This window comes from Martinezella dioscoreae, assembly GCF_009176305.1.
Classification (GTDB): Bacteria; Pseudomonadota; Alphaproteobacteria; order Rhizobiales; family Rhizobiaceae; genus Rhizobium; species Rhizobium dioscoreae.
Genome location: NZ_BLAJ01000002.1, coordinates 994781 through 1018895, shown reverse-complemented (window position 1 = coordinate 1018895; position 24115 = coordinate 994781). Strand labels below are relative to the sequence as shown.

The following is a 24115-nucleotide window of genomic DNA, read 5'->3' as shown; positions in this document are numbered from 1 at the left end:
CATGCTGAAGACGTTAATTAGATGACTCGCGCATTCGCTGAGCACAAAGACTGCTTTGGAGGTGGTCATGATAAAGAAGACGGTTCTTACGGTTTTGCTGGCCGCTACGGTCGTAGGCGGCGCATTGGCGCCCGTCAGCAGCGCACAGGCACAGTATTACGACGGCCATCGCGGCGACTGGCGCGGCCATGATGATTGGCGTCGCCACCACCACCATGGCAATGGTGGCGCGATCGCCGGCGGTGTTGCCGCAGGTCTCCTGGGTGGCTTGCTCGTCGGCGGCGCCCTTGCCAATAGAGGCCCGGTTTACGAAGTCGCCCCGCCGCCGCCCAGGTGCTGGTACGAGGATCGCCGCGTCCAGAACGAGTATGACTATGGCTGGCACTACGAGCGCATTCGCGTTTGTAACTAAGCGATAAGCGATGCATCTGCCCTGAATGGATGCATCGTTTCATGGATGATTTGGGTTTGCCGGCGGCCAAAACCGCCGGCAAAAACTATTTGAGGCTGGCGAATTATAGGCCGTGCGTCCTCGGATAGGGGTTACGCTCCGGGTATATTCGCCCAGCAAGGCTTTCAGGTTCGGGTCGCCAGATTTCGACCAGCAATGGATAGCAGGGCACCGTATCGCTCGAATGTTCGCTGCCGCAGTCACCGCCAGGGCATGCTGAGAGAGCGCCAAGCAGATCGATTTCCGCGAAGAACTCGATGAAGTCGCCCGGCCGCACGGGGCTCGCCTTCATGAAATACTGATGGGTGTCACGCGTAAAGCCCGTACACATGAAGACATTCAGCACGTCGTGAACGTGAAACTCCGCCTCCTGGACAGAGATGTTCATTTCCTTGGCGAGCGCGCGTGACAGGTTCGAATGGCAGCAATGGTGATAGTCGTCGCCCTTCAGCAGCCGGTTCGTATAGGGATCGCAGCGCGTGCCGATGACGTCATGAACGCCTGCCCCGTCCGCGTCCCAGCCATACCAGCCAAGCGTATCATGCGTGATCGTCGCCATGGGGCGCAGATAGGGCAACGTGCTCCACAGGCGATCGCCGAGACCGACATGGGTGGCATGCAACGCTCGCGTCTTGCCGCTGAAGAAACGCTCGGAAAGATCGGCGGCATTCCACAGATTGAGATCGCCGACCTGCGCTCCCTCCACGCTGACGATCCGAAAGAAATGTCCCTTCGGCACGCGAAAACTGCCGCCCTCGCGCGGGGGGACGACGATTTCGGCCATCTTGGTCATGGTTTGCCGCGCCGATCGCAGCACATCCATATCGGCAGGCGGCAGCGTGCCGTTCGGATAGACGATGACAGGAGGCTTGTCGCGCCGCTCGGCTGCATCGGCGGGAGCGGGCGTATCGAAAATACTGTTCATGGCGACTTCACATTCCTCACCGATCTGACAGGAAGACATTCGTTTTGGCATCACTCTACGAATACAAGGCGCCCGCGCAACATCGATTCTCCTTGCGCTTTGACCAAGTTTTACTTAGCCTTATCCGATGCAACATGTTCCGCTTGCCTCCCTTCGCGCCTTCGAGGCAGCCGTTCGCCATGAGAGTTTTGCCAAGGCGGCGGCTGAACTCAATCTCACGGCCGCGGGTGTCAGCCAACATGTGCGCGCCCTGGAGGAATGGCTCGGCATCAAGCTGTTTACGCGCCATGCCCGCGGCGTAATGGCAACCATGGCCGGCCGCAGTTTCGGGGCAGCGGTGGCAAACGGTCTCGGACATATCGACATCGCCGCCCGGCAGCTGCGGCTTGCCGGCAACAATCGGCCGGTCAGCGTGGCCTGTATTGCTTCTGTCGCCACGCGCTGGCTGATACCGCGATTGCAGGCATTCAAGAAGGAATACCCTGAAATTCAGGTCAATATCGTCTACGCGCTCGATGCGAGGACGCCGGAGGCGGCAAACGCCGATCTGTTGATCCGCCATGGACCAAGGCCAGCGGTCAACGCGGTTTCCCTATTGCCCGCCGAAACGCGGCCAACCTGTTCGAGGGAATATGAGCGCCGTCACGGACCGATCAGGACGCCAGCCGATCTCCTTAATGTCGACCTCCTGCACGATGAAACGACGGCCGCCTGGACACGCTGGTTCACCCTTGAAGGCATCCACCAGCCTCCTAAACCCGGACCGATCTTTGCCGATTTCGGCTTGATGATCGGATCCGTCATCGGCGGGCAAGGTGTGGGCCTCTGCCCAACGGCCTTGATTGCAGAAGAATTGGGCAATGGAACGCTGGTTGCCCTGTTCGATACGGCGTTGGATACCGATAAGTCCTATTGGCTGATCGAAGCCGACCATCTTTCCGACGATGCGGAAACGTTTCGCGACTGGCTGATTGCTGCCAGCGCCGCAATCGCTTAGGCGCCAAGTTGGACGACTCGCGCCCGACGCCAACGATCACGACCGCTAGACCCAGTTTTCCACCCGAATGCCGGGTATGCGGATGAATTCCTTCATGTTGTTCGTCACCACAATCAGCCCCTCGCTGCGGGCATGTGCGCCGATCTGCATGTCATGCGGGCCACATGGGGTCCCTGCGCGCTCCAACTCGGCTCGCACTTGTCCGTAATGTGCAGCCGCCTTGTCGCCGAACGACAGAACCTCCAGCCGAGCCACGAAATGCTCGACGGCAGTCAAGTTTTCCACGCGCCGAGTCGACTTCTCCACACCATAATACAACTCGCCAAGGGTTATGCTCGATATGCAAAGCTGCTCCGCCAGCGCGTTGAATTTTTCCCTCACGGCAGGCGGATAGGTCTTCATCACATAAATGCAAATATTCGTATCGAGCATATAGGTCAGCATCAGAAGGACTCGCGTTCTTCCACCGCTGGCTGTTCACGCTCGTCCAGAAAGTCGTCACTGACACGGGGGCCATGAAGGAAGAGATCATCCCATCGTTTACCTTGCGGCACGATCACGCGGCTGCGACCGATCTTCAGGATATCGACCTGATGTACGTCCTCAGGGAATGCTACGGCCTTGGGCAGACGCACAGCCTGGCTTCGATTGCTGGTGAATACAGTCGAACTCGTCATGTTCGGCTCCTGATTTTGGGATATGCAATTGGGATATACTTAATTCTACAGGCTTGAAAAATCAAGACTCCGCTCCCCTAGGCGCCTATGCGGTTTAAAGCCAACAAGCGCCGGTTGGCGCGAGATATCTGAGCCGACGCACCAATGTCTTCAGAGGCTTTCAGGAGTAATAGTTAGAAACCGCACCGGTTCGAGATCCACGTCGGTATCAATCAGGCCCAGCCGCTTCAGTGTCAGATCGATGGCACGCCGAGCCTGAACCTCCGGAGCCTGATCGAGAACGATCGTCATCAGCCCCTCCTTGAGATAGGTGCGCGTCGCGTCGGACAATTCATGCCCGACCCAGAAGACCGACTGCTGACGATATCGGCGCAGAACCGTCGCAATCGCGGCATTGTCGCCGCCGGCGCTATAAAGGCCGGCAATGTCGGGATATCGGGCGAAGGCACTCGTCAGCAGCTCGACTGTCTTCATTTCATCATCCTCATCGAACATGACTTCGACGAAGCGATGCGATGGGTTCGCATGATCAAGCAGATAGCTGGAAAAACCGCGAATACGTGCCTTGTGGTTCTCGTAAGCACCACTGTGGCAGAGCGCGACGAAAGTGCCTGAGATGCCAGCCTGCATGCGCGCCATGTAGAAAGCAGCGGTGCGACCGGCCGCTTCGTTGTCGATGCCGACGTAAGGCAGCTCCAGAGCTGGCCGCGTCATGATCTGCACGACAGGAATGCCGCCGCTGGCAGCCTTGCGGATGCTGCCGACCACATCGGGATGATCGGGCGCGACGACGATCAAGGCGGAGCGCCGCGCCTGCGGATTGGCGATATGACGCGAAAAATCGACAGGATCGTCTTCCCTGGCGAAAGTCCGCTGGATCTGAATATCCTTGTCGAGCAACGCGGCGATGCGCTCGAATGCGCGATTGAGCCTTGAATAGAAATAGGTCTCAGGCCGGAGCAGCACGACTTCGATGCGCACCAGACCATGCCTAGTGCCGGCGAGCGGCATACGGTAGCCGAGCCGCTTTGCGGCGATGAATACCTTTTCCGCCGTCTCCGGCAACACATTGCCGCGGCCGTTGAGTGCACGCTCGACGGTGGCTGCTCCCACACCCGCGGCTTCCGCCACATCCTTCAACGTAATCTTGGCCACGCGTCCCTCACTTGCCAACCCGATGATCAGATTTGATCATGGATCCGTGGCGGATGAAAGAGGTGAAAATGTCAACCGAAGCGAGCGACGAGAAAATCGATAACGCTGCGCAGCATGGCCGTCGGGCGCCGGTCCGGTGCATAGACAAGGTGCATGGGTGTCGGCTGGTACGACCAGAGGGGCAGAACCGGCTCAAGCCGGCCTGCATCAAGATCGGCCGCCAGAAGTAGTTCCGGCTGCAGCACAATGCCGGCTCCATGCAGAGCGGCAACGCGCAGAGCACCGCCCTGATTGGTGGTGAACCTGCCCTTGATGGCGATCTCGCGCGTTTCCCCATCCGGGCCGACGAGATGCCAGCGCCCCTGCAGACGCCAGTAGGAATGGCCGAGACACATATGATTGGCAAGGTCCTCAGGGCTTTGCGGCCTGCCACAGCGATCCAGATAATCCGGCGATGCTGCGAGAACGCGCCGATAGGGTTTTAACGGACGCGCCACAAGATTGGTGTCCGTCAGATCGCCGATATGGATGCCGAGTTCGTAGCCTTCGCCGATCAGATCATGCGGATTATTGTCGAGCGCCAGATCGACGCTGACCTCCAGATTCTCATGCAGATAGTCGACGAGTGCCGGCACGAGGCTTTGCGTCCCGAAACTGACGGGTGCGACGAGCCGCAGGCGCCCGCGCGGCGCCGATTGCAGTTCGGAGGCCGATTGCTCGGCTAGCTCCACCTCCGCCAGCACCGTCTTGCAGCGCTCGTAATAGAGCCTGCCGACCTCGGTCAGCTGATGACGGCGCGTCGTGCGGTGAAGCAGGCGTGCGCCAAGCCGCTGTTCGATCGTCCTGATATGCTTGGCGACCATGGCTGGCGACACCCGGCTTATGTCGGCAGCGGCAGCAAAGCTGCCATGCTCGACCACTCTGACGAACATCGCCATGCCGGCCAACTTGTCCATGATTGCATACCTATAGGTTCGGAATAAAGCAAATAAGAGCGTATTTATCGCCAGTTGGTTTTGCAAGATAGTCCGCGGTGCCTGACATCAGGCAGAACCTATTCAATGATCTATCAAGGAGTTACCATGCCCATCCTGCGCTTGGAAATGCATCCCGGCCGCACACAAGACCAGAAGCGCGCTTTCGTTCGCGAGGCGACCAAAGCCGCTGTGGAAACCCTCGCTTGCCCGCCGGAATCGGTGGAAATCATCGTTACCGAGATTTCGAAGGAATCCTGGGCCACGGCGGGCAAACTGAAATCGGATAGCTAAAACAATCCGATTTCACGATCGAAGCCTGGCGGTCCTTATGCCACCGTCAGGCCACATCCGGCGCCAGGCTCTGCCGCCCCCAGGCTTCGGCCCAATCCATCAGACGTACCAATTCCTGCTTGAGAGCGTGAGAACGAATGATGTCGGCGGCGTGGTTCGCGTTGGTACGCGGATTGTAGAATGCGTCGATCTCTTCGCCGCTTTCCCGCCTTGCCGCCTCCAGGCGGAGCTTTATTTCCTCGACTTCGGCCTTCACCGCAAAGTACCGCTTCATGACCTCGACAAGGTCTCGGTCGCCTGCACTGGTCTCCATGCCTACTCCATCCTACTTATTTTAGCGCCTTGCAATGATCCGATTCGAATGGCGAAATCTAGGTCATTGTTTAGCCGGCAAGATGAATAGAGCGGCGACCCCTCGCCCGGCTGATGGAGCAGGAAGCGGAATTACGACCAGTTTTCCTTGACAGATTGCATCACCACATTGGTCGACGTGCTTGCCACGAAAGGCAGGCTGGAAATTTTTTCGCCGAGAACAATGCGGTAGCGGCGAATGTCGGACGTCCGGACCTTCAGGAGATAATCGAAGCGGCCAGCGATCATGTGGCACTCTTCGATTTCCTTGATTTTCTTGATGGCATTGTTGAAGCTCAGCAAGGCCTCCTCACGGGTATCCGTGAGTTTCACTTCGGCAAAAGCAACGTGATCGAGGCCAAGCTTGATCGGATTGAGGATGGCCTTGAAGCCGTCGATATAGCCGGAATCGATCAGCTTCTTGAGCCGTGCCTGACAGGGAGTCTTGGAAAGACCGACCCGCTCTGAAAGCTCCGTGATCGACATGCGGCCATCCTCGACTAGGGCGTCGAGGATCTTTTGGTCGAACTGGTCAATTTCACTGGATTTGGTCATTTTCGCAGGCATTCCTATTTGAAATAAGCGCTATTGAAGTTCAATATGACTGGAAAGCCGCAGTTTCAAGGCGGAACGCTTTTCTGCAATGAAGTATGTTCTCGTCGAAGCAATGGGACAGCTGGGCGTGGCAATATCGCTGACCTCAGCTCAAACCATTAGGCCCCTTGCACCTTGAGGTTATCATGACTGTCTCTGCCAAGCTCGCAACTGAAGAACCAGCTCCAGACGCTGCCCCATTTTCGCATTTCGCGCCGCCCATTCGCGAGCAGAGCCCGCTTCGCCAGGCGATCACTGCCGCCTACAGACGCTCCGAGACCGAATGCCTGCCGTTCCTTGTCGAAGCGGCGACCCTGCCGGACACGACGCGCGAAGCGGCAAAGAAGACGGCCAGGAAACTGATCGAAGCGCTACGCGCCAAACACAAGGGAGACGGCGTCGAGGGGCTGGTGCAGGAATATTCCCTCTCCAGCCAGGAAGGCGTCGCGCTGATGTGCCTTGCCGAGGCGCTGTTGCGCATTCCCGACACGGCGACGCGCGATGCGCTGATCCGCGACAAGATCGCCGGCGGCGACTGGAAGTCGCATATCGGCGGCGGCCGCTCGATGTTCGTCAATGCCGCGACCTGGGGCCTCGTCGTCACCGGCAAACTGACCTCCACCGTCAACGAAGGCGGGCTTTCCGCGGCGCTGACAAAGCTGATCGCCCGCGCTGGCGAGCCTGTCATCCGCCGCGGCGTCGATATGGCCATGCGCATGATGGGCGAACAATTCGTCACTGGCGAGACGATCGACGAAGCATTGAAGCGTGCACGTGCGCTCGAAGCAAAGGGCTTCCGCTATTCATATGACATGCTCGGCGAAGCCGCGACGACGCATGCCGATGCCGAGCGCTACTATCGCGACTACGAAAACGCCATCCATGCGATCGGCAAGGCCTCGGCTGGCCGCGGCATCTATGAAGGCCCCGGCATCTCCATCAAGCTCTCCGCGCTCCACCCGCGCTATTCGCGTTCGCAGGCCGACAGGGTGATGGGCGAACTTCTGCCGAAGGTGAAAGCGTTGGCGCTGCTTGCCAAGGGCTACAATATCGGCCTGAACATCGATGCCGAAGAGGCAGACCGTCTCGAACTCTCGCTCGACCTTCTGGAAGAACTGTGCCTCGATCCGGCCCTCGCCGGCTGGGATGGTATTGGCTTCGTCGTGCAGGCATACGGCAAGCGCTGCCCCTTCGTCCTCGATTTCATCATCGATCTTGCCCGCCGCTCCGGACATCGCCTGATGGTTCGCCTCGTCAAGGGCGCCTATTGGGACGCGGAGATCAAGCGCGCGCAGCTCGACGGCCTGGAAGGTTTTCCGGTCTATACACGCAAGATCTATACAGACGTCTCCTACATCGCCTGCGCCAAGAAGCTCCTGGGCGCGACCGACGTCGTGTTCCCGCAATTTGCCACCCATAATGCGCAGAGCCTGGCCACCATCTACCATATGGCCGGGAACGACTTTGCTATCGGCAAATACGAGTTTCAGTGCCTGCACGGCATGGGCGAGCCGCTCTACGAAGAGGTGGTCGGCGCCGAAAATCTCAATCGCCCCTGCCGGATCTATGCGCCGGTCGGCACCCATGAAACGCTGCTCGCCTATCTTGTCCGCCGCCTGCTGGAAAACGGCGCCAACTCCTCTTTCGTCAATAAGATCGCCGACCCAGCCGTGCCCGTTTCCGAGCTGATTGCCGATCCCGGCGAGATCGTGCGCGGCATGACCGTGGTCGGCGCACAGCACGACAAGATCGTTCTCCCGGCCGATCTGTTCGGCGGCGCGCGACGGAATTCCGCCGGCGTCGATCTCTCGAATGAAGCGGCGCTAACCGATCTCTCCGCGCAGCTGCAAGCCTCGGCAGCCAGGGACTGGATCGCCAAGCCGCTTCTCGCAGACGCCTCCGAACGCGGCGTGGCTCGCGCCGTCCTCAATCCCGCCGATCATGGCGATGTCGTCGGCCATGTCACCGAGCTCGAGCCGCAGGATGCAGCCGACGTCATGCGGTTTGCCGCCGCGGCAGCCGAAGGTTGGGCCGCGGTGAACCCTGCTGAGCGGGCCACCATTCTTGAACGTGCTGCCGATCTCATGCAGAGCGAGATGCCTGTTCTCGTCGGGCTGACCATCCGCGAAGCCGGAAAATCGGCTGCGAACGCGGTCGGTGAAATCCGTGAAGCGATCGACTTCCTTCGCTATTATGCTGCGCAGGCACGTCAAGTACTGAAGCCGGAGAGCGTGCCCCTTGGCCCCGTCGTCTGCATCAGCCCATGGAATTTCCCGCTGGCGATCTTTACCGGCCAGGTTGCGGCCGCTTTGGTCGCGGGCAATCCCGTCGTCGCGAAGCCAGCCGGCAATACACCGCTGATCGCAGCCCAAGGCGTCCGCATCCTGCACGAAGCGGGCATTCCGCGCGATGTTCTGCAATTTGTCCCGGGCGGGGGGCAAATGGGTGCCGCCCTCGTCGACGCTTCGGAAACCGCCGGCGTCATGTTCACCGGTTCCACGGAAGTTGCCCGCCTGATCCAGGCTCAGCTGGCCGAACGGCTTTCCAAATTCGGTAAACCGATTCCCTTAATTGCCGAAACCGGCGGGCAGAACGGCATGATCGTCGACTCCTCGGCGCTTGCCGAACAGGTCGTCGGCGATGTCATTGCCTCGGCCTTCGACAGCGCCGGCCAGCGCTGCTCGGCCCTGCGCATCCTCTGCCTACAGGATGAAGTCGCCGATCGCACGCTGGCCATGCTGCGCGGCGCTCTTCGCGAACTCTCGGTCGGCAGGACCGATCGGCTCGCCGTCGATATCGGCCCCGTCATCGATGACAACGCCAGGCGCCGCATCGACGAGCATATCGAACGCATGCGCAAGCTTGGCTGCAATGTCGAACAGCTCGACCTTCCCGAAAGCGCCGCCAAGGGCACCTTCGTTGCTCCCACCATCATCGAGCTGAAGAAGCTGAGCGATCTGAAGCGGGAAGTCTTTGGTCCCGTTCTTCATATTATACGCTATCAACGCAAGAACCTGGACAAGCTGATCGCCGATATCAATGCCTCCGGCTACGGCCTGACCTTCGGCCTGCACACCCGGCTTGACGATACGATCGCCCATGTCACCGAGCGCGTCCGCGCCGGCAATCTCTACGTCAACCGCAATACCATCGGCGCCGTCGTCGGCGTCCAGCCCTTTGGCGGGCGCGGCCTTTCCGGCACGGGTCCGAAGGCGGGCGGCCCAATGTACCTGCGCCGCCTTGTCGCCTCCCCGACCGAACCGCTGCGCAATGCCTCCGTGCAGGCCGACCCGGCTGCGCAGCAGTTCATCGCCTGGCTCGAAAGCAAGGGCGCTGCGGATGCGGCCAAACAGGCCCGTGCCGTCGCCGCCCAATCATCGCTCGGCTTCAATACCGAACTGCAAGGCCCGGTCGGTGAGCTGAACCTCTATGCCCTGCATCCACGAGGGAGAATCCTGCTCGCTCCGCAGACAGCACTTGGCTTGCATGTCCAAATCGCCGCAGGCCTTGCGACAGGCAATTCAATCGTCATCGATGCTGCATCGGGCCTGCAGGGCGAGCTTCATGGCTTGCCGGTGCAGATCGCAAACCGCATCTCCTGGACAAAGGACTGGACAGCGGATGGGCCGTTTGCGGGCGCTCTCATCGAAGGTAATGCCGAGCGCGTCCAGCAGGCGATCAAGACGATCGCGTCTATCCCCGGCCCGCTGGTTCTCACACAGGCTGCGTCGAGCGAGGACATTGCCAAGAGCGTCGATGCCTATTGCCTCAACTGGCTGCTCGAAGAAGTAACGACGTCGATCAACACCGCGGCGGCCGGTGGCAATGCCAGCCTGATGACAATCGGCTAAAGCTGACAGCGATCTAGAACTTACGCGGCGGCTGGACCGGCAGGGTCCCGGCCGCCGCTCCGTTTTCATGGTGCACATTCTGCAGTGATCTGTAAATTCGCTACGGTCCTCATCCAGCTTCCGGGCCTCCTTCTCTTCCGCGCAGAAATTTTTGAGAAAAGCTTTTCTCATATTGACTCTTGCCGTGAGAAAAGCTTTTCTCACGAAAAATGATTGGGAGAAGACATCTGGAAAATCAGCGTGCGAAAAGCGGACGTGCAACGATCCATGACGTTGCGGCGGCTGCAGGCGTGAGCATTTCAACGGCATCCAAGGCCTTGAACAATACCGGCCGCATGGGCGACGAGACGCGCGAGAGGGTCAAGCGCGCGGCCGCCGACATAGGCTTCCGTCCTAATGCCTTGGCCAAGGGTTTGCTCAGCAATCGCACGTTCACGATCGGTCTTCTGACAAATGATACCTACGGACGTTTCACGCTGCCGGTCATGGCCGGCATCACGGAGGCACTCGTCGATCACGGCGTCTCGGTTTTTCTTTGCACGATCGAGGACGATCCGGCGCTTGGGAAGGTTCATGTGGACGCGATGCTGGACAAGCATGTGGATGGCATTATCGCCTCGGGAAAGCGGATCGACCGCCGCCTGCCGGTGGATCTGTCCAATCTGCCGATTCCCGTGATTTATGCCTTCACTGAAGGGGCGCCGGGAAGCGTCACCTTCTGCGCGGATGACTATCAGGGGGCTGCCCTTGCTGTCGAATGGTTGCAGGGGCTTGGCCGACGCCGGATTGCCCATGTGACCGGTCCTGAAAGCTTCGTTTCAGTGCGTGAGCGCGCCAAGGCCTATCGCGACCTCGCCGGAGACGAACTGCCGGTCATGTTCGGCATGTGGTCCGAGGCCTGGGGACACGAGGCCGTCGCAAAGCTCTGGAGCGTGGCCGGAGCAAAGCCGGATGCGATCTTCTGCGGCAACGACCAGATTGCCCGTGCAGTCGTCGATGCGCTTCGTGAGCGCGGCGTACGGGTGCCGGAGGATGTCTCGGTGGTCGGTTTCGACAATTGGGAGATCGTCGCCGCCCAGACCCGGCCGCCGCTGACAACGGTCGATATGAATCTTAAAGCCCTTGGCCGTGAGGCCGGGCTGACGGTTCTCGCGCTTGCGGAAGGACGCAGCGTCGAACCTGGCATCAGAACTTTGCCCTGCGAGCTTATCGTGCGGCAATCATGCGGGGGAAGCCCCGGTCGTTGATTAAAGGAAAAGGGGCTGATGGGAGTAGCCCCATGGGAGGAGAACATGATGAAGCGATTTCTGGCCGCAACCGGCCTTATATCCCTAATGCTTGCGTCCGCCGCATCCGCCGAAAATATCTCCATGTGGGTGCGAAGCGGCATCGGCGATTCCTTCAAGAAGGTCGTCGAGGCCTATAATGCCGGCCACGAGGACAAGGTCACGCTGACCGAAGTGCCTTTTGCCGAACTCGTGCAGAAATACGCGACGGCCATTGCCGGCGGCCAGGCGCCCGACGCCCTGTCGATGGACCTCATCTATACACCGGCCTTTGCTGCCGCCGGCCAGCTCGAGGACCTGACGGACTGGGCCAAGAGCCTACCCTATTTCAATTCGCTGTCGCCCTCGCATGTGAAGCTCGGCACCTATGACGGCCACATCTATGGCCTGCCGCTCTCCGTCGAGACGTCGGTCTTTGCCTGGAACAAGGATCTTTACAAAAAGGCGGGCCTCGACCCTGAAAAGGCGCCGACCAGCTGGGACGAGATCACGAGCAATGCCGAAAAGATCCGTGCGCTCGGCAGCGATACCTACGGGTTCTATTTCTCCGGCGGCGGCTGCGGCGGCTGCATGATCTTCACCTTTACGCCGCTTGTCTGGGGCGCTGGTGCCGACATTCTCTCGGAAGACGGCAAGAAGGCGACGCTCGACACGCCGCAAATGCGCAAGGCGGTCGATATATACCGTAATATGGTCAAGAAGGATCTGGTGCCGGCGGGTGCCGCAAGTGACACTGGCGCGAACTTCCTCAGCATCAGCAACGGCAAGATCGGCCAGCAGAGCATCGGCGCCTTCTCGATCGGCACGCTGATCACGCAATATCCCGATATCCACTTCGGCGTGACCCTGATCCCCGGCGTCGACGGCAAACCGTCCTCTTTTGCCGGCGGCGATAATTTCGTCATCTCCAAGGGCACGAAGAAGCTCGATGCCGTGAAAAAGTTTCTCGAATACACCTATTCGCTTGAGGGACAGAAGATCATGGCGAAATACGGTAGCCTGCCGACGCGAGGTGATATCGCCGACCAGGTGCTGCAGGGCCTGGATCCGCGCATGCAGGTCGGCCTAAAGGCGATTGCCGTCGCCAAGACACCCTATACGCTGCAGTTCAACGACCTGATCAACAGCGCCAACGGTCCCTGGGCGGGCTTCACCAACGCAGCTATCTTCGGAAGCGATGTCGATGGCGCATTCTCTAATGCCCAATCGGAGATGCAGTCGATCATCGACAACGCCCAACAATAATCGACCCATGAACGCCGGGGAGCTTCGACACTCCCCGGTCCCTCCATCGCAATATCGGGAGCATTCCATGGCTGGCCCTGGAGCTATCGCAACCGCGCGTCCGCGAAAACGGCGAAAGCGTGCCGGCTGGCACGGGTTTCTCTACATCGCGCCGGCCATGGCGCTCGTTATCGTCTTCTTCGTGCTGCCCGTGGTCTTTACCGTCTGGATGAGCTTCCACAACTGGCCGTTGCTCGGCAATCCCCGATGGATTGGCTTTGGAAACTATGTCCGCATGATCTCCGACATGCGCTTCATGGCAGCGCTGCGCTTCACCGCCTATTACACCGTCGTCGTCACTATTGCGATCTTCGCCGTTGCCTTTCCGCTCGCCTTCTTCGTTGAAAAGCACCGGCCGTTCGTGGGCTTCTACCGAACGATCATCTTCCTTCCGGTCGTCGTGGGGCTTGCAACGGCTTCGCTGCTCTGGGTCTGGCTTGCCAATGTCGACGCCGGCTTCTTCGCACCGGTCGCCCTGGCACTCGGTCTTGTCGACAAGCGGCCGAACCTGCTTGCCGATTTCGACATGGCGTTCGCAACCATCATCGTCATGGTGGTCTGGAAGATCGCCGGCTTCACCATGATCATCCTGCTGACCGGCCTGCAGGCGATCCCCTCCGAACTGACCGAGGCGGCCCGCATCGATGGCGCGAGGCGCTGGCAGCGCTTCCGGTATCTGACCCTGCCGCTGATGCGCCGCACGATCGCGCTCGCGCTGATCATCTCCATCACGGGCTCGGTGCTCGCCTTCGACCAGTTCTATATCATGACATCAGGCGGCCCGCAGAACCGCATGATTTCGGTCGTCTACTACATCTTCAACCAGTCCTTCGTGTCCTTCAACCTCGGCTATGGCGCAGCGCTCTCGATCGCGCTTCTCGTCATCCTGGTGCTGATCAGCATCGTCCAGCTCTGGCTGCTGCGCGTCGGGGAGGACAAGCCATGACCACGGCAAAGGAACGCCGCGCAAGGCGTAAGCTCTTGGATGGCATCGGCTATCACGGCATCGGCGTCGTCATCGTCATCTTCTTCTTCGCGCCGTTCGCGATCGCATTGCTATCGTCATTCCGGCATGGAACCGAAGCCAGCCTTCCACCCTTGCCGCCATGGCCGACGACCGGCTTCAGCTTCGACGCCTATCGCTCGCTCGATGGCTTCGGCGCCGGGGTCATCCAGCATACGCTGAACTCGCTCTTCGTCTCGGTCGCAACCGTGCTTCTGACCGTCATCGTCAGCCTGCTCGCCGGCTACGGCTTCTCGCGCTATCATTTCCCCTTTAAGGGCGCGCTCTTCATCCTGATCATCGCGACGCTGATGATCCCCTTCCAGTCGATCCTGACGCCGCTTTTTATCATCCTGGCAAGGCTCGGGCTTAACAATTCCCTAATCGGGCTGACGCTCGTCTATGTGACGCTGCAGCTTCCCTTTTCGGTCTTCATGATGCGCAATGCCTTCGACGCAGTACCGAAGGAAATCGAGGAGGCGGCCCGCATCGATGGCGCGCGCGATCTGAAGCTTCTTTTCCGCGTTCTCTTTCCGCTGGTGCTGCCGGGTGTCGCAACCGTTGCGATCTTCGCCTTCCTTAACGCCTGGAACGAGTTCCTGGCCGCCCTGGTGCTCCTGTCGAGCAACGAGAAATTCACCCTGCCGGTGCTGATGATCGCCGTCAGGACCGGTCGCCTCGGTGCCGTCAACTGGGGTGCGGTCCAGGCCGGCATCGCCGTCATGACCATCCCCTGCGTCATCGTCTTTCTGCTTCTGCAACGCTATTACATGCGCGGGCTGATGGCCGGCGCGGTGAAATAACCCTTCGAACAACGGATCAAAGCCATGTCTGACAAGCAAAGCCGCCAGTTTCGCCCCCTGCCCGTTCCGAATGTCGAACTTGGAGGGCTCTTCGGTGCTCGCCAGGATGCCATATGCAATTCCACCGCAGCAACGCTACTCGACCGCTGCGTCGAGGCCGGCATGATCAAAGCCATCGACGTGGACCAGCCAAGCCCCGGCATCGTCATTCCCTTGCAGACCTGGTCGGGCTCGACGCAGATGTTCTGGGACAGTGATCTCGGCAAGTCGATCGAAACCATCGCCTATTCGCTCTATCGTCGCCCCAATGCCGAACTGGAAGCGCGCGCGGACGCCATCATCGACATGTACGAAAAGCTGCAGCAGGAGGACGGCTATCTGAACGCCTGGTTCCAGCGCGTCCAGCCGGGCCGCCGCTGGACCAATTTGCGCGATCATCACGAACTCTATTGCGCCGGCCATCTGATCGAAGCGGCCGTCGCCTATTACCAGGCGACGGGCAAGCGCAAGCTGCTCGATATCATGAGCCGCTTTGCCGATTACATGATTACCGTTTTCGGGCATGGCGAAGGCCAGCTGCGCGGCTATTGCGGCCATGAAGAGGTGGAGCTCGCCCTCGTCAAGCTCGGCCGCGTCACCGGTGCGAAGAAGTATCTCGATCTCGCGAAATACTTCATCGACGAGCGTGGCCAAGAACCGCATTTCTTCACCGAGGAAGCGCTTCGCGATGGCCGCGACCCAAAGAATTTTGTGCAGAAGACCTACGAATACAGCCAGTCGCACCTGCCGGTGCGCCAACAGACCAAGGTCGTGGGCCATGCCGTGCGCGCCATGTATCTCTATTCCGGCATGGCCGATATCGCCACGGAATATAACGACGATACGCTGACTGCAGCACTCGAGACGCTTTGGGACGACCTGACGACCAAGCAGATGTATGTGACGGGCGGCATCGGGCCGGCTGCCTCGAACGAAGGCTTCACCGATTATTACGACCTGCCGAACGAGAGCGCCTATGCCGAGACCTGCGCCTCCGTCGGCCTAGTCTTCTGGGCCAACCGCATGCTCGGCCGCGGCCCGAACCGCCGTTATGCCGACATCATGGAAGTGGCGCTCTATAACGGTGCGATGGCCGGGCTATCGCAGGACGGCAAGACCTTTTTCTACGAAAATCCGCTGGAGAGCGCCGGCACGCATCACCGCTGGACCTGGCACCATTGCCCTTGCTGCCCGCCCAATATCGCACGCCTACTCGCCTCCGTCGGCTCCTATATGTATGCGGCGGCCGACAACGAGATCGCCGTCCATCTCTACGGCGAGAGCAAGGCCCGCGTCCCTCTCGCCGGTGGCCTGACCGTGCAGCTTTCCCAGACGACGCGCTATCCTTGGGACGGCGCCATTCGCGTCGAGGTCAATCCCGATCGTGCAGCCCAATTCGCACTATCGCTGCGCATTCCCGAATGGGCCGAAGGCGCGACGCTCGCAGTCAATGGCGCGCCGGTCGATCTGGCAACGGTTACCGTCGATGGCTATGCCCGCATCGAGCAGGAGTGGCAGGCGGGCGACAGCGTCGACCTCACCCTTCCGCTGATCCCGCGCACGCTGTTTGCCAATCCGAAAGTCCGCCAGGACGCCGGACGTGCTGCCCTGATGCGCGGCCCGCTCGTCTATTGCGTCGAAACCACCGACAATGGCCACGACCTCAACGGCATCTCGCTTTCCAGCGATCCGGTTTCCGCCAAGACGACGGAAATTGCGGCATTGGAGGGCGCGGTGGCGCTCGATATTTCCGTCATGCGCGATGAGGCCAACTGGGGCTCCGATCTCTATCGGACGACACGACCGAAAAGCGCTGCCTCCACCGCGCGTTTCGTGCCCTATCATCTCTGGGACAATCGCGATCCGGGCGAGATGCTGGTCTGGATCCGCGCCGATCAGCTGCAGCGCGGAGCCTGACATGACGAAGAACGGTATGCGCCTGACCGGCGTCCGCAAGAGTTTCGGCGGGCTGGAGGTCATTCATGGCATCGATCTCGACATACCGGAAGGCGCTTTCGTCGTCTTTGTCGGCCCCTCCGGCTGTGGCAAATCCACGCTGCTGCGCATGATTGCCGGGCTGGAGGAGGTGACCGACGGTGAGATCGCCATCAAGGGCCGGGACGTCACCGATCTCGATCCGTCCGAGCGCGGCATCGCCATGGTCTTCCAGTCCTATGCGCTCTATCCGCATATGAGCGTTCGCGACAATCTCGGTTTCGGGCTGAAAATGGCCCGGACCGATGCATCCGAAATCGAAAGACGCGTGCGCTCCGCCGCCGCGATCCTCAAGATCGATCATCTCCTCGACCGCCGCCCGGGACAGCTTTCCGGCGGCCAGCGCCAGCGTGTCGCCATCGGCCGCGCCATCGTTCGCGAGCCGGATGTCTTTCTCTTCGACGAGCCGCTCTCCAACCTCGACGCGGAACTTCGCGTCTCCATGCGCATTGAAATTGCCCGGCTTCACCGGGAACTCGGCAATACGATGATCTATGTCACCCATGACCAGACCGAGGCCATGACGCTCGCCGACAAGATCGTCGTGCTGAGGGACGGCCGGATCGAGCAGGCCGGCAGTCCGCGCGAGATCTATGAAGATCCGGCCAACAGTTTCGTGGCCGGCTTCATCGGCTCGCCAAGGATGAACATGATCGAAGCGACATGGTCGGATGACGGGACGGCAAATGTCGGAAACGACAGCATCAAGGTCGACCTTTCACAGACCAAGCCATCGACGGGCGAAAAGATCCTGCTTGGCATGCGCCCCGAACATTTCGTCGTCTCTCCCGATGCGAACGATGCCCTGCGGGTCACCGTCGACGTCACCGAATATCTGGGCGGCACCCGCTATCTCTACTGCCAGACAGAGGACGGCCAGGCGATCATAGCCGAATATCGCGACGGGCCTGAGATCGAGCGCGGCGATATGCTCCATCTGCATTGCCCGCCCGAACGTCGGCGCTATTTCGACAAGCAGGGAGGACGGCTGCGGTAGCTGTCTTCTCGAGCAACCGCACATATGCCGGAAAGGTCGTCACCATTGCAAGCGGACTAGAATTCCCAAGGAGATATCAGATCCAGCCCAGTCTCACGGAAGTCGGACAGATTGCGAGTGGCCAAACGTCCGCCATTTACGCGGGCGATGGCTGCAATCATGCCATCCGCCGTCGACATTGGTCGTCCTTGCCTCTTCGCTGCACCCATTAGCTCGCCGTAGTCTAATGCGGCTTCTTCAGTAAGACCGAAGATCCGATCCGCGAAACGATGGCGCCATTCAGATAATCTCTGCTCAAGCCGGGCAGCCCTCTGGTCGGGAGCACTCTTTTGAATACCAAAGACGATTTCAGCAATAGCCACAGTGGAAAGTGCTATCTCCGCATCATACCGACCAAGCCACGATATCACAGCCTCGTCAGGCAGTTTCCGGAAAGTTTCGGAGATGACATTCGTGTCCAGAAATATCACAGATCAATACCGTGATTGGGTTGACGCCCATCGCGAATGACGGATTCGAGGTCGATATCATCATCATCCCTCATCGCCATTCGAGCATAGAAAGACGATGCGGGTTCGCGACCAGCCTCGCGAATTTCATAGGCTTCCAATGCTCGTTCGACGACATCGGCGATCGTCCGGTTTTCACGCCGCGCAAGGCGATGCGCGAGTTCACGTGCTCGAGCACTGCGAACGGATAGTTGTGGTTCAGCCATATCTGTCTCCTGTTCCAACTAACATAGCCACAGGATAGTCAGCCATCAAGATGGCAAAAGACGGCTAGAAGGCAAAACGAAACTATGCCGCCTTGCTGACCCGCACCGGAACGGATTTATACGACGGCGTGCCGCTTTCCTTGTCCTGATAGTCGATCGGGATCAGGCAATTTGCCTCCGGGTAATAGGCAGCGACGGAGCCCTCGGAAATATCGTAGGAAATCGCCGTCAGCTTCAGCAATCGCTTGGCACCCGATGGGAGCGCTGTTTCGATCTCGACCAGATCGCCGTGCTCCAGGCCCTTTGCTTTCAGATCCTTGTCGTTCATGAACAGGATGTCGCGGCGGCCGAAGACGCCACGATAGCGGTCATCGAGCCCATAGATCGTCGTATTGTACTGGTCGTGGCTGCGGATTGTAGCGAGCTTGAGGATAGTTCCATCCGAAAGCGAGATATCTTCGTTCAGACCATCAAAGAGCTTGAATTCTGCCTTGCCGGACGGCGTCTTCCAGACGCGCTCGGTCGGTCCGATCGGCAGGCGAAAGCCACCCGGCACCCGGATGCGCTCGTTATAGTCGGCAAAATCCGGATAGACCACTTCGATCTTGTCGCGGATCAGATCGTAATCGGTGATGAGCTCCATCCAGGCGACCTTGCTGTTCGGTAGGGTCGCCTGCGCTATTCCCGCGACGATCGCAGGTTCCGAACGCAGCTGATCGGAAGCAGGTTTCAGCCGGCCGCGCGAGGCATGCACCATCGACATTGAATCTTCGATCGTCACCGATTGCGCGCCGGTTGCCTGAACGTCCTGCTCGGTGCGGCCAAGTACGGGGAACAGGAAGGATTCCTTGCCAATAAGCAGATTGGAGCGATTGAGCTTGGTATTCATATGAACGGCGAGATCGAGCTTGCGCATCGCCTGCGCGCAGAGTTCCGGATCGGGAAGCGCGATCGAGAAATTACCGCCGAGGCAGATGAGCACCTTGGAGCGCCCTTCCGCCATCGCCTGCATGGCGGCGACGGCATCGTGACCATGATGAGCCGGCGCGGTGAAGCCAAAGGCTCGTTCGATGCCCTCGATCAAAGCCGGCGTCGGCTTCTCGGTAATTCCGACGGTGCGATTGCCTTGGACGTTGGAATGGCCGCGCAGCGGGCAGATGCCCGCACCGGGCCTGCCGAAATTGCCGCGTAGCAGCAGGAGATTGGCGATCTGCTGCACATTCGCCGTTCCCTTGGCATGCTGGGTGATGCCCATGCCGTAGGCGACGATCGTGGCCTTCGACTTGGCATAGATCTCCGCTACCCGTTCCAGGTCGGCGCGGGCGAGACCGGAGACCCGCTCGATATCGGCCCACTCAGTCCGGTTGATATCGGCAACAAGGGCATCGAAGCCGGTGGTGTGTTCGGCAATGAAGGCGTGATCGAGAACGTCAGGAGAGGTTTCGGCCAGCGCGAGGACCGCTTTCATGATGCCCTTGAGCGCGGCCGCGTCGCCGCCGATCTTCACCTGGTAATAGGATGAGGCGATCCGGGTGGAGCTGAAGGTTCCCATCTCGATCGGGTCCTGCGGATCGGCAAAACGCTCCAGCGCCCGCTCCTTCAAGGGGTTAAACACGATGATCGGCACGCCGCGGCGCGAGCACTCATGCAGCGTGCCCATCATGCGCGGATGATTGGTGCCGGGATTGTGCCCCATGGAAATGATAAGATCGCATTCGTCGAAGTCATCGAGCGAGACGGTGCCCTTGCCGATGCCGATCGATTGCGGCAGGCCGACGCTGGTCGCTTCGTGGCACATGTTCGAGCAATCGGGGAAATTGTTGGTGCCGTATTCACGGGCAAAGATTTGGAAGAGGAAGGCCGCTTCGTTGGAAGCACGGCCGGATGTGTAGAATTCGACCATATCCGGATCGGGCTGGCTGCGCATGACGTCGCCGATGCGGGCAAAGGCGCCTTCCCAGGCAATCGGCCGGTAGGTATCGGATGCGTGGTCGTAGACCATCGGATGGGTCAACCGGCCGGCATTTTCGAGCTCATAATCGCTCCAGGTCAAAAGCTCGCTGACCGTATGTTCGGCGAAGAATTCCGGCGTCACGCGCTTGTTCGTCGCTTCCCAGGTGACGGCCTTGGCGCCGTTTTCACAGAACTGGAAGGTGGAGGTGTGTTCCTTGTCGGGCCAGGCACAGCCAGGGCAATCGAAGCCCGTGGGCTTGTTGGTGCGCAGGAGAAGGCCCGGCGCCTCGGTGACATCCATCTGGTCGCGAACCGCCTTGGCGGTTGCCTTCAGGGCTCCCCAACCGCCAGCTGGGCTATTATAGGGACGGATACCGGGGACTTCACGCTTCTGCGTCATCATACGCTCCTTTGGCTACCCAAACGGCTTCCTCCCAAATGCCGATCTCTAACGAATAAGCGGGCGGCAGGAGAGAGTAAAGCGCTACCAATAGGCACTTGACAAAACAATCGATACGCGCCGGCCGCAAATGACGCAGGTATTGACGCGCCCCAAACTCAGTTCTTAAAAACCAGGCAACTGCCGCCCTGCTGCCGGACCTGCGTGCAAACGGCATCCGCTTCCTCCCGCGTTTGCCGCGGAATGCGCGCCGCATAACGGACCCGGCGACCGAAGTCGGCATTGCGCTGCCGCACGATCAACGGCTTCTCCAAATTCAGCGGTGACGGCAGCTTCCGGATATTTGCGGTAAACAGACGGCGAGCGGCATCCAACTGAAAATGCTCGGCCAATTGGGCGCCCCAAGGCGCCCACGGCCGCTCCTGCTCCAAGGGAATGGGCTTCAGGCGCCGGCTTTGGGCAAGGGCGACGCAGGAATCGACAAACGGCTTACTCTTATCCAGCACGGGGGCTGCTATATCTGGCGGATCATCGCGCCATTCTTCGACACTGTGGGCGGTGATCGCGCTCACATAGTTGCGCGTCTCATAGGGAAGCCCGCCCGAATTCAGGAAATTGGCAAGGCCAGCCTCACCGGCATTATAAGCCGCCGCCGCAAGACCCAGATTGCCGAAGCGGTCGCGCAATTCATCGAGATAGGTTGCCGCCTTGCCGAGCGCTTCGAGCGCATCGTAGCTATCGCGCACGCCACGCAGCCTCGCCGTTCCCGGCATGAACTGCGCGATGCCCCGCGCGCCCTTGGGGCTGATCGCATCGGAGCGAAACAGGCTTTCGCGCCAGACGAGCCGTGCAAGATAATCCGGCGGCAGATGGTTGGCATGAGCGAAATACTCTATGGCCGTGCACAGATCACGATTGTAGCTGTCCTTGCGCAGGCACAGCGTTTGGCCCGTCTCCGTCGTCAGCGGCCCCGAAATGCAGACAGGTGGTGCGACAGTCCATTCCGGTTGAGCTCTCGCGGGTCTGAAAGCAAAACCGTCAATGGAAAATGCGATCGCAAAAGCGACGATGATGCCGAAGAAGCCTGCTCGGTAATGCCTGCCTGCCATTTAAGCGATATCCGTCCGACACCAACCGATCGCAAATTCGCGGCCTCTTCATATCATCGATGGACGGAAGCGAAAACCTCTCGCGCGACAGCCAACGCGCAGGCTGTTACTCCGCAAGGCGTCCGCCGCGCATCGGCGCCGGCACGCCCGTCGTGCCAGGAAAGCTGATCGGCAGGCCACGCAGAACGCGCACGGCGAGAAACGCAAAGCACTCGGCCTCGACAGCATCGCCGCGCCAGCCGAGATCCTCGGCAAAGATCGGCTCGACGCCGGCCCGGCTCTTCAGCATCGACATGATCGTCGGATTGTGTCGGCCGCCGCCGCTGACGACGACCTTGGTGGGCCTGCGCGGCAGCAGGTCCAGCGCCTTGCCGACGGCGCTTGCCGTGAAGGCCGAAAGCGTGGCGGCGCCATCTTCCGGGCTGAGGCCATCCGCCATGGCGGCACCGAAATCGAAACGATCCAGCGATTTCGGATAGGGCGCAGTCATATAGGGGTGCTGCAGCAGCCGCTCGAGCCGTGCCTCATCGACCTTGCCGGCAGCTCCAAGCGCGCCGTCGCGGTCCATCTCGCCAAGCCCGTGCGACTTGATGAAATCGTTGAGCGGCGCATTGGCCGGGCCGGTATCGAAAGCAACGAAATTGCCCTCTCCATCCCACCATGTGACATTGGCAACGCCGCCGAGATTGAGAATGGCCGCCTCTCCTGCTGCACCCGCCCCGCGCAGCAGCGCGGTATGGTAGGCAGCAGCAAGCGGCGCGCCCTGGCCGCCGGCGCGCATGTCGGCCGAGCGGAAATCATAGGCGATCTTGGTGCCGAGAATGGACCGCATCAGCTCGCCATCGCCAAGCTGGCGCGTCTGCCCCAGCCGGTCCTTCTGCGGCGCGCGATGCAAGACGGTCTGGCCATGGAAGCCGACGACGCCGATGTCTGCCATCGTCATACCGTTGCTTTCCACGAATTCCTTCACGGCTTCCGACTGTGCTCGCGTCAAGGCTTCCTCGGCCGCCTTGAAGATCGCCGGTTCAGGTCCTTCGAAATTCCATGCGCGCGCCTGCCGTAGCGTCTCTTCCAGCAGTTCTCGAATCCAGCTGGGATAGGGGGCCAAAACATAGGGGCCGAATTCCTCGACGCGCTCGCCGTCCGTCTTCAGCATGGCGACATCGATATTGCCGTCGAGGACGGTTCCGGTCATCAGACCGACTGCCCAGATTGGTTCCATGGTCAGGCTCCTATGCTGCGTTGACGAGATCGCTGACGGCCTGACGGAGCGCCAGAATGCCGCTGTCGAAATGGCGCGTCGGGTGAATGCGGTTGGTAAGCAGGGTCCAGGCTCGGCCTTTGTCGAAGTCGACCCAGAGGGCTACGCCGGTAAACCCCGTATGGCCGATCGTGCCGGGCGAGCAGAGAGCACCGCCATGCCAACCGTCATGGGGCCGTTCCCAGCCATGGGTCCGCGTTGCCGAAAGCGGTGTTCGCATCAGGGTGATCGAGCGGGCCGGTGCGCCGCTGCCATCCAGCAGCCCCTTTGCGAAGTCGAGGATCGCGTCCGCCGTTCCGAATAAGCCGGCATGACCGGCACCCTGCAATGCCGAACAATTATCATCATGGACCTCGCCCGACAGAACACGGTGACGCCAGGTGCAGTCTTCCGTTGCAGCAGCCAATTCCGGCGGCGCGGAGAAGGCAAATCCCGGCCCCGGATCCATGGCGCGGATTGTCTTCCCATCCAGCCGCTCCAGCGCGAGGCCAAGCAGAATGAAGTTAATGTCGGAATAGACGGGCGGCCCGGCGCGCCATTCGCGCTGCAGGATGAAGGCGCGCAGAAGCTCTGGGTCGCGGCCATAGGTGTAGATCGGCTCGACCGCCGGGAACGGCGTCTGATGGCCGAGGCATTGGCGGAACGTCACCTTTCGCTCCCAGGCGTCGGCACTATATTGGCGCAGATCGGGCAGGAGTTCGATCAAGGGAGCATCGAGGTCGATCGTGCCGGCCTCTGCCAGAGCGAGGATGCGCGGCGTAGTGAAAATGACCTTGGTGAGCGACGCAAGGTCGAACCAGGTATCTGGAAGCATCGGCCTGACATCGGGCACCTTCTGTGCCGAACCGACGGCGCGGACCTGCCTGATACCGTCGAGATCGACCATGCCAAGCACACCGCCGGGGATGCGCGCCGCCACAACCGATTGCTCGATCGGCGCGAAGGCCCGATCGAAACGCTCCTGAAACTGCATGCTCCCCCCTGCTGCCATCTCGCCTCTC

Annotated in this window: 23 protein-coding genes; 10 read left to right on the top strand and 13 right to left on the bottom strand. The window is 60.3% G+C overall.

Annotated features, from left to right (window positions below):
* Positions 1–67 precede the first annotated feature (67 nt).
* Positions 68–412: a hypothetical protein gene (locus GDN47_RS11270; protein WP_112336866.1), complete on the top strand. Its 345-nt coding sequence runs from the start codon at positions 68–70 to the stop codon at positions 410–412.
* A gap of 103 nt (positions 413–515) precedes the next feature.
* Here GDN47_RS11270 and GDN47_RS11265 read toward each other — a convergent pair whose 3' ends face one another.
* Positions 516–1376: an urea carboxylase-associated family protein gene (locus GDN47_RS11265; protein ID WP_152093347.1), complete on the bottom strand. Its 861-nt coding sequence runs from the start codon at positions 1374–1376 to the stop codon at positions 516–518.
* A gap of 127 nt (positions 1377–1503) precedes the next feature.
* Here GDN47_RS11265 and GDN47_RS11260 point away from each other — a divergent pair, with 127 nt between their 5' ends.
* The gene (locus GDN47_RS11260; RefSeq protein WP_152093346.1) at positions 1504–2373 is read left to right on the top strand and encodes a LysR substrate-binding domain-containing protein; all 870 of its coding nucleotides are present in this window, start codon (positions 1504–1506) and stop codon (positions 2371–2373) included.
* A gap of 45 nt (positions 2374–2418) precedes the next feature.
* Here GDN47_RS11260 and vapC read toward each other — a convergent pair whose 3' ends face one another.
* The 4 genes from vapC to GDN47_RS11240 all read right to left on the bottom strand — a co-directional run bounded on the left by vapC (position 2419) and on the right by GDN47_RS11240 (position 5161).
* On the bottom strand, positions 2419–2817 hold the full coding sequence (gene vapC / locus GDN47_RS11255; protein ID WP_152093345.1) for a type II toxin-antitoxin system tRNA(fMet)-specific endonuclease VapC: 399 nt from the start codon (positions 2815–2817) through the stop codon (positions 2419–2421).
* The gene (gene vapB / locus GDN47_RS11250) at positions 2817–3050 is read right to left on the bottom strand and encodes a type II toxin-antitoxin system VapB family antitoxin (RefSeq protein WP_113354421.1); all 234 of its coding nucleotides are present in this window, start codon (positions 3048–3050) and stop codon (positions 2817–2819) included. Before vapB ends, vapC begins: the two co-directional genes overlap by 1 nt.
* 150 nt (positions 3051–3200) lie before the next feature.
* On the bottom strand, positions 3201–4205 hold the full coding sequence (locus tag GDN47_RS11245; RefSeq protein WP_152093344.1) for a LacI family DNA-binding transcriptional regulator: 1005 nt from the start codon (positions 4203–4205) through the stop codon (positions 3201–3203).
* Between the two features lie 71 nt (positions 4206–4276).
* Entirely contained in the window at positions 4277–5161 is an 885-nt protein-coding gene (locus GDN47_RS11240) for a LysR substrate-binding domain-containing protein (RefSeq protein WP_113333232.1), read from the bottom strand.
* A gap of 54 nt (positions 5162–5215) precedes the next feature.
* Between GDN47_RS11240 and GDN47_RS11235 the strand changes: the two genes are divergently transcribed.
* A complete protein-coding gene (locus GDN47_RS11235) occupies positions 5216–5473 on the top strand; it encodes a 4-oxalocrotonate tautomerase (RefSeq protein WP_308936545.1) in 258 nt (85 codons plus the stop codon).
* Between the two features lie 46 nt (positions 5474–5519).
* On the opposite strand, the gene GDN47_RS11230 is transcribed toward GDN47_RS11235, so the two are convergent.
* Both GDN47_RS11230 and GDN47_RS11225 read right to left on the bottom strand, forming a co-directional pair.
* Positions 5520–5786 carry a hypothetical protein gene (locus GDN47_RS11230; RefSeq protein WP_113333231.1) on the bottom strand — a complete coding sequence of 89 codons (267 nt, stop codon included), beginning with the start codon at positions 5784–5786 and terminating at the stop codon, positions 5520–5522.
* Between the two features lie 131 nt (positions 5787–5917).
* Complete coding sequence (locus GDN47_RS11225) at positions 5918–6379, bottom strand: Lrp/AsnC family transcriptional regulator (protein ID WP_015342703.1); 462 nt, start codon at positions 6377–6379, stop codon at positions 5918–5920.
* Between the two features lie 185 nt (positions 6380–6564).
* On the opposite strand from GDN47_RS11225, the gene putA reads away from it, so the two are divergent.
* From putA to GDN47_RS11190, 7 genes are all read left to right on the top strand, one after another.
* Positions 6565–10269 carry a trifunctional transcriptional regulator/proline dehydrogenase/L-glutamate gamma-semialdehyde dehydrogenase gene (gene putA, locus GDN47_RS11220; RefSeq protein WP_152093343.1) on the top strand — a complete coding sequence of 1235 codons (3705 nt, stop codon included), beginning with the start codon at positions 6565–6567 and terminating at the stop codon, positions 10267–10269.
* A 209-nt stretch (positions 10270–10478) separates the two neighbouring features.
* Positions 10479–11516, top strand: coding sequence for a LacI family DNA-binding transcriptional regulator (locus tag GDN47_RS11215; RefSeq protein ID WP_113333229.1), 1038 nt, complete (start codon positions 10479–10481; stop codon positions 11514–11516).
* 45 nt (positions 11517–11561) lie between these two features.
* Positions 11562–12800, top strand: a complete 1239-nt coding sequence (locus tag GDN47_RS11210; RefSeq protein ID WP_113354414.1) for an ABC transporter substrate-binding protein — start codon at positions 11562–11564, stop codon at positions 12798–12800.
* Positions 12801–12867: 67 nt separating this feature from the next.
* Positions 12868–13785, top strand: coding sequence for a carbohydrate ABC transporter permease (locus GDN47_RS11205; RefSeq protein ID WP_152093342.1), 918 nt, complete (start codon positions 12868–12870; stop codon positions 13783–13785).
* Positions 13782–14645: a carbohydrate ABC transporter permease gene (locus GDN47_RS11200; protein WP_112342491.1), complete on the top strand. Its 864-nt coding sequence runs from the start codon at positions 13782–13784 to the stop codon at positions 14643–14645. Before GDN47_RS11205 ends, GDN47_RS11200 begins: the two co-directional genes overlap by 4 nt.
* A 24-nt stretch (positions 14646–14669) precedes the next feature.
* Positions 14670–16601, top strand: a complete 1932-nt coding sequence (locus tag GDN47_RS11195) for a glycoside hydrolase family 127 protein (RefSeq protein ID WP_152093341.1) — start codon at positions 14670–14672, stop codon at positions 16599–16601.
* A gap of 1 nt (position 16602) precedes the next feature.
* Positions 16603–17676: an ABC transporter ATP-binding protein gene (locus tag GDN47_RS11190; RefSeq protein WP_152093340.1), complete on the top strand. Its 1074-nt coding sequence runs from the start codon at positions 16603–16605 to the stop codon at positions 17674–17676.
* 56 nt (positions 17677–17732) lie between these two features.
* Here the strand turns inward: GDN47_RS11190 and GDN47_RS11185 are convergent, their stop codons facing one another.
* From GDN47_RS11185 to GDN47_RS11160, 6 genes are all read right to left on the bottom strand, one after another.
* Positions 17733–18146: a type II toxin-antitoxin system VapC family toxin gene (locus GDN47_RS11185; RefSeq protein ID WP_152093339.1), complete on the bottom strand. Its 414-nt coding sequence runs from the start codon at positions 18144–18146 to the stop codon at positions 17733–17735.
* A complete protein-coding gene (locus tag GDN47_RS11180) occupies positions 18143–18391 on the bottom strand; it encodes a type II toxin-antitoxin system VapB family antitoxin (protein ID WP_152093338.1) in 249 nt (82 codons plus the stop codon). Before GDN47_RS11180 ends, GDN47_RS11185 begins: the two co-directional genes overlap by 4 nt.
* A gap of 82 nt (positions 18392–18473) precedes the next feature.
* A complete protein-coding gene (locus tag GDN47_RS11175) occupies positions 18474–20744 on the bottom strand; it encodes an FdhF/YdeP family oxidoreductase (RefSeq protein ID WP_152093337.1) in 2271 nt (756 codons plus the stop codon).
* Positions 20745–20902: 158 nt separating this feature from the next.
* Complete coding sequence (locus tag GDN47_RS11170; RefSeq protein WP_113333222.1) at positions 20903–21853, bottom strand: lytic transglycosylase domain-containing protein; 951 nt, start codon at positions 21851–21853, stop codon at positions 20903–20905.
* A 106-nt stretch (positions 21854–21959) separates the two neighbouring features.
* Positions 21960–23075, bottom strand: coding sequence for an anhydro-N-acetylmuramic acid kinase (locus tag GDN47_RS11165; protein ID WP_152093336.1), 1116 nt, complete (start codon positions 23073–23075; stop codon positions 21960–21962).
* Positions 23076–23085: 10 nt separating this feature from the next.
* Positions 23086–24105, bottom strand: coding sequence for a serine hydrolase domain-containing protein (locus GDN47_RS11160; RefSeq protein ID WP_152093335.1), 1020 nt, complete (start codon positions 24103–24105; stop codon positions 23086–23088).
* Between the last annotated feature and the right edge of the window lie 10 nt (positions 24106–24115).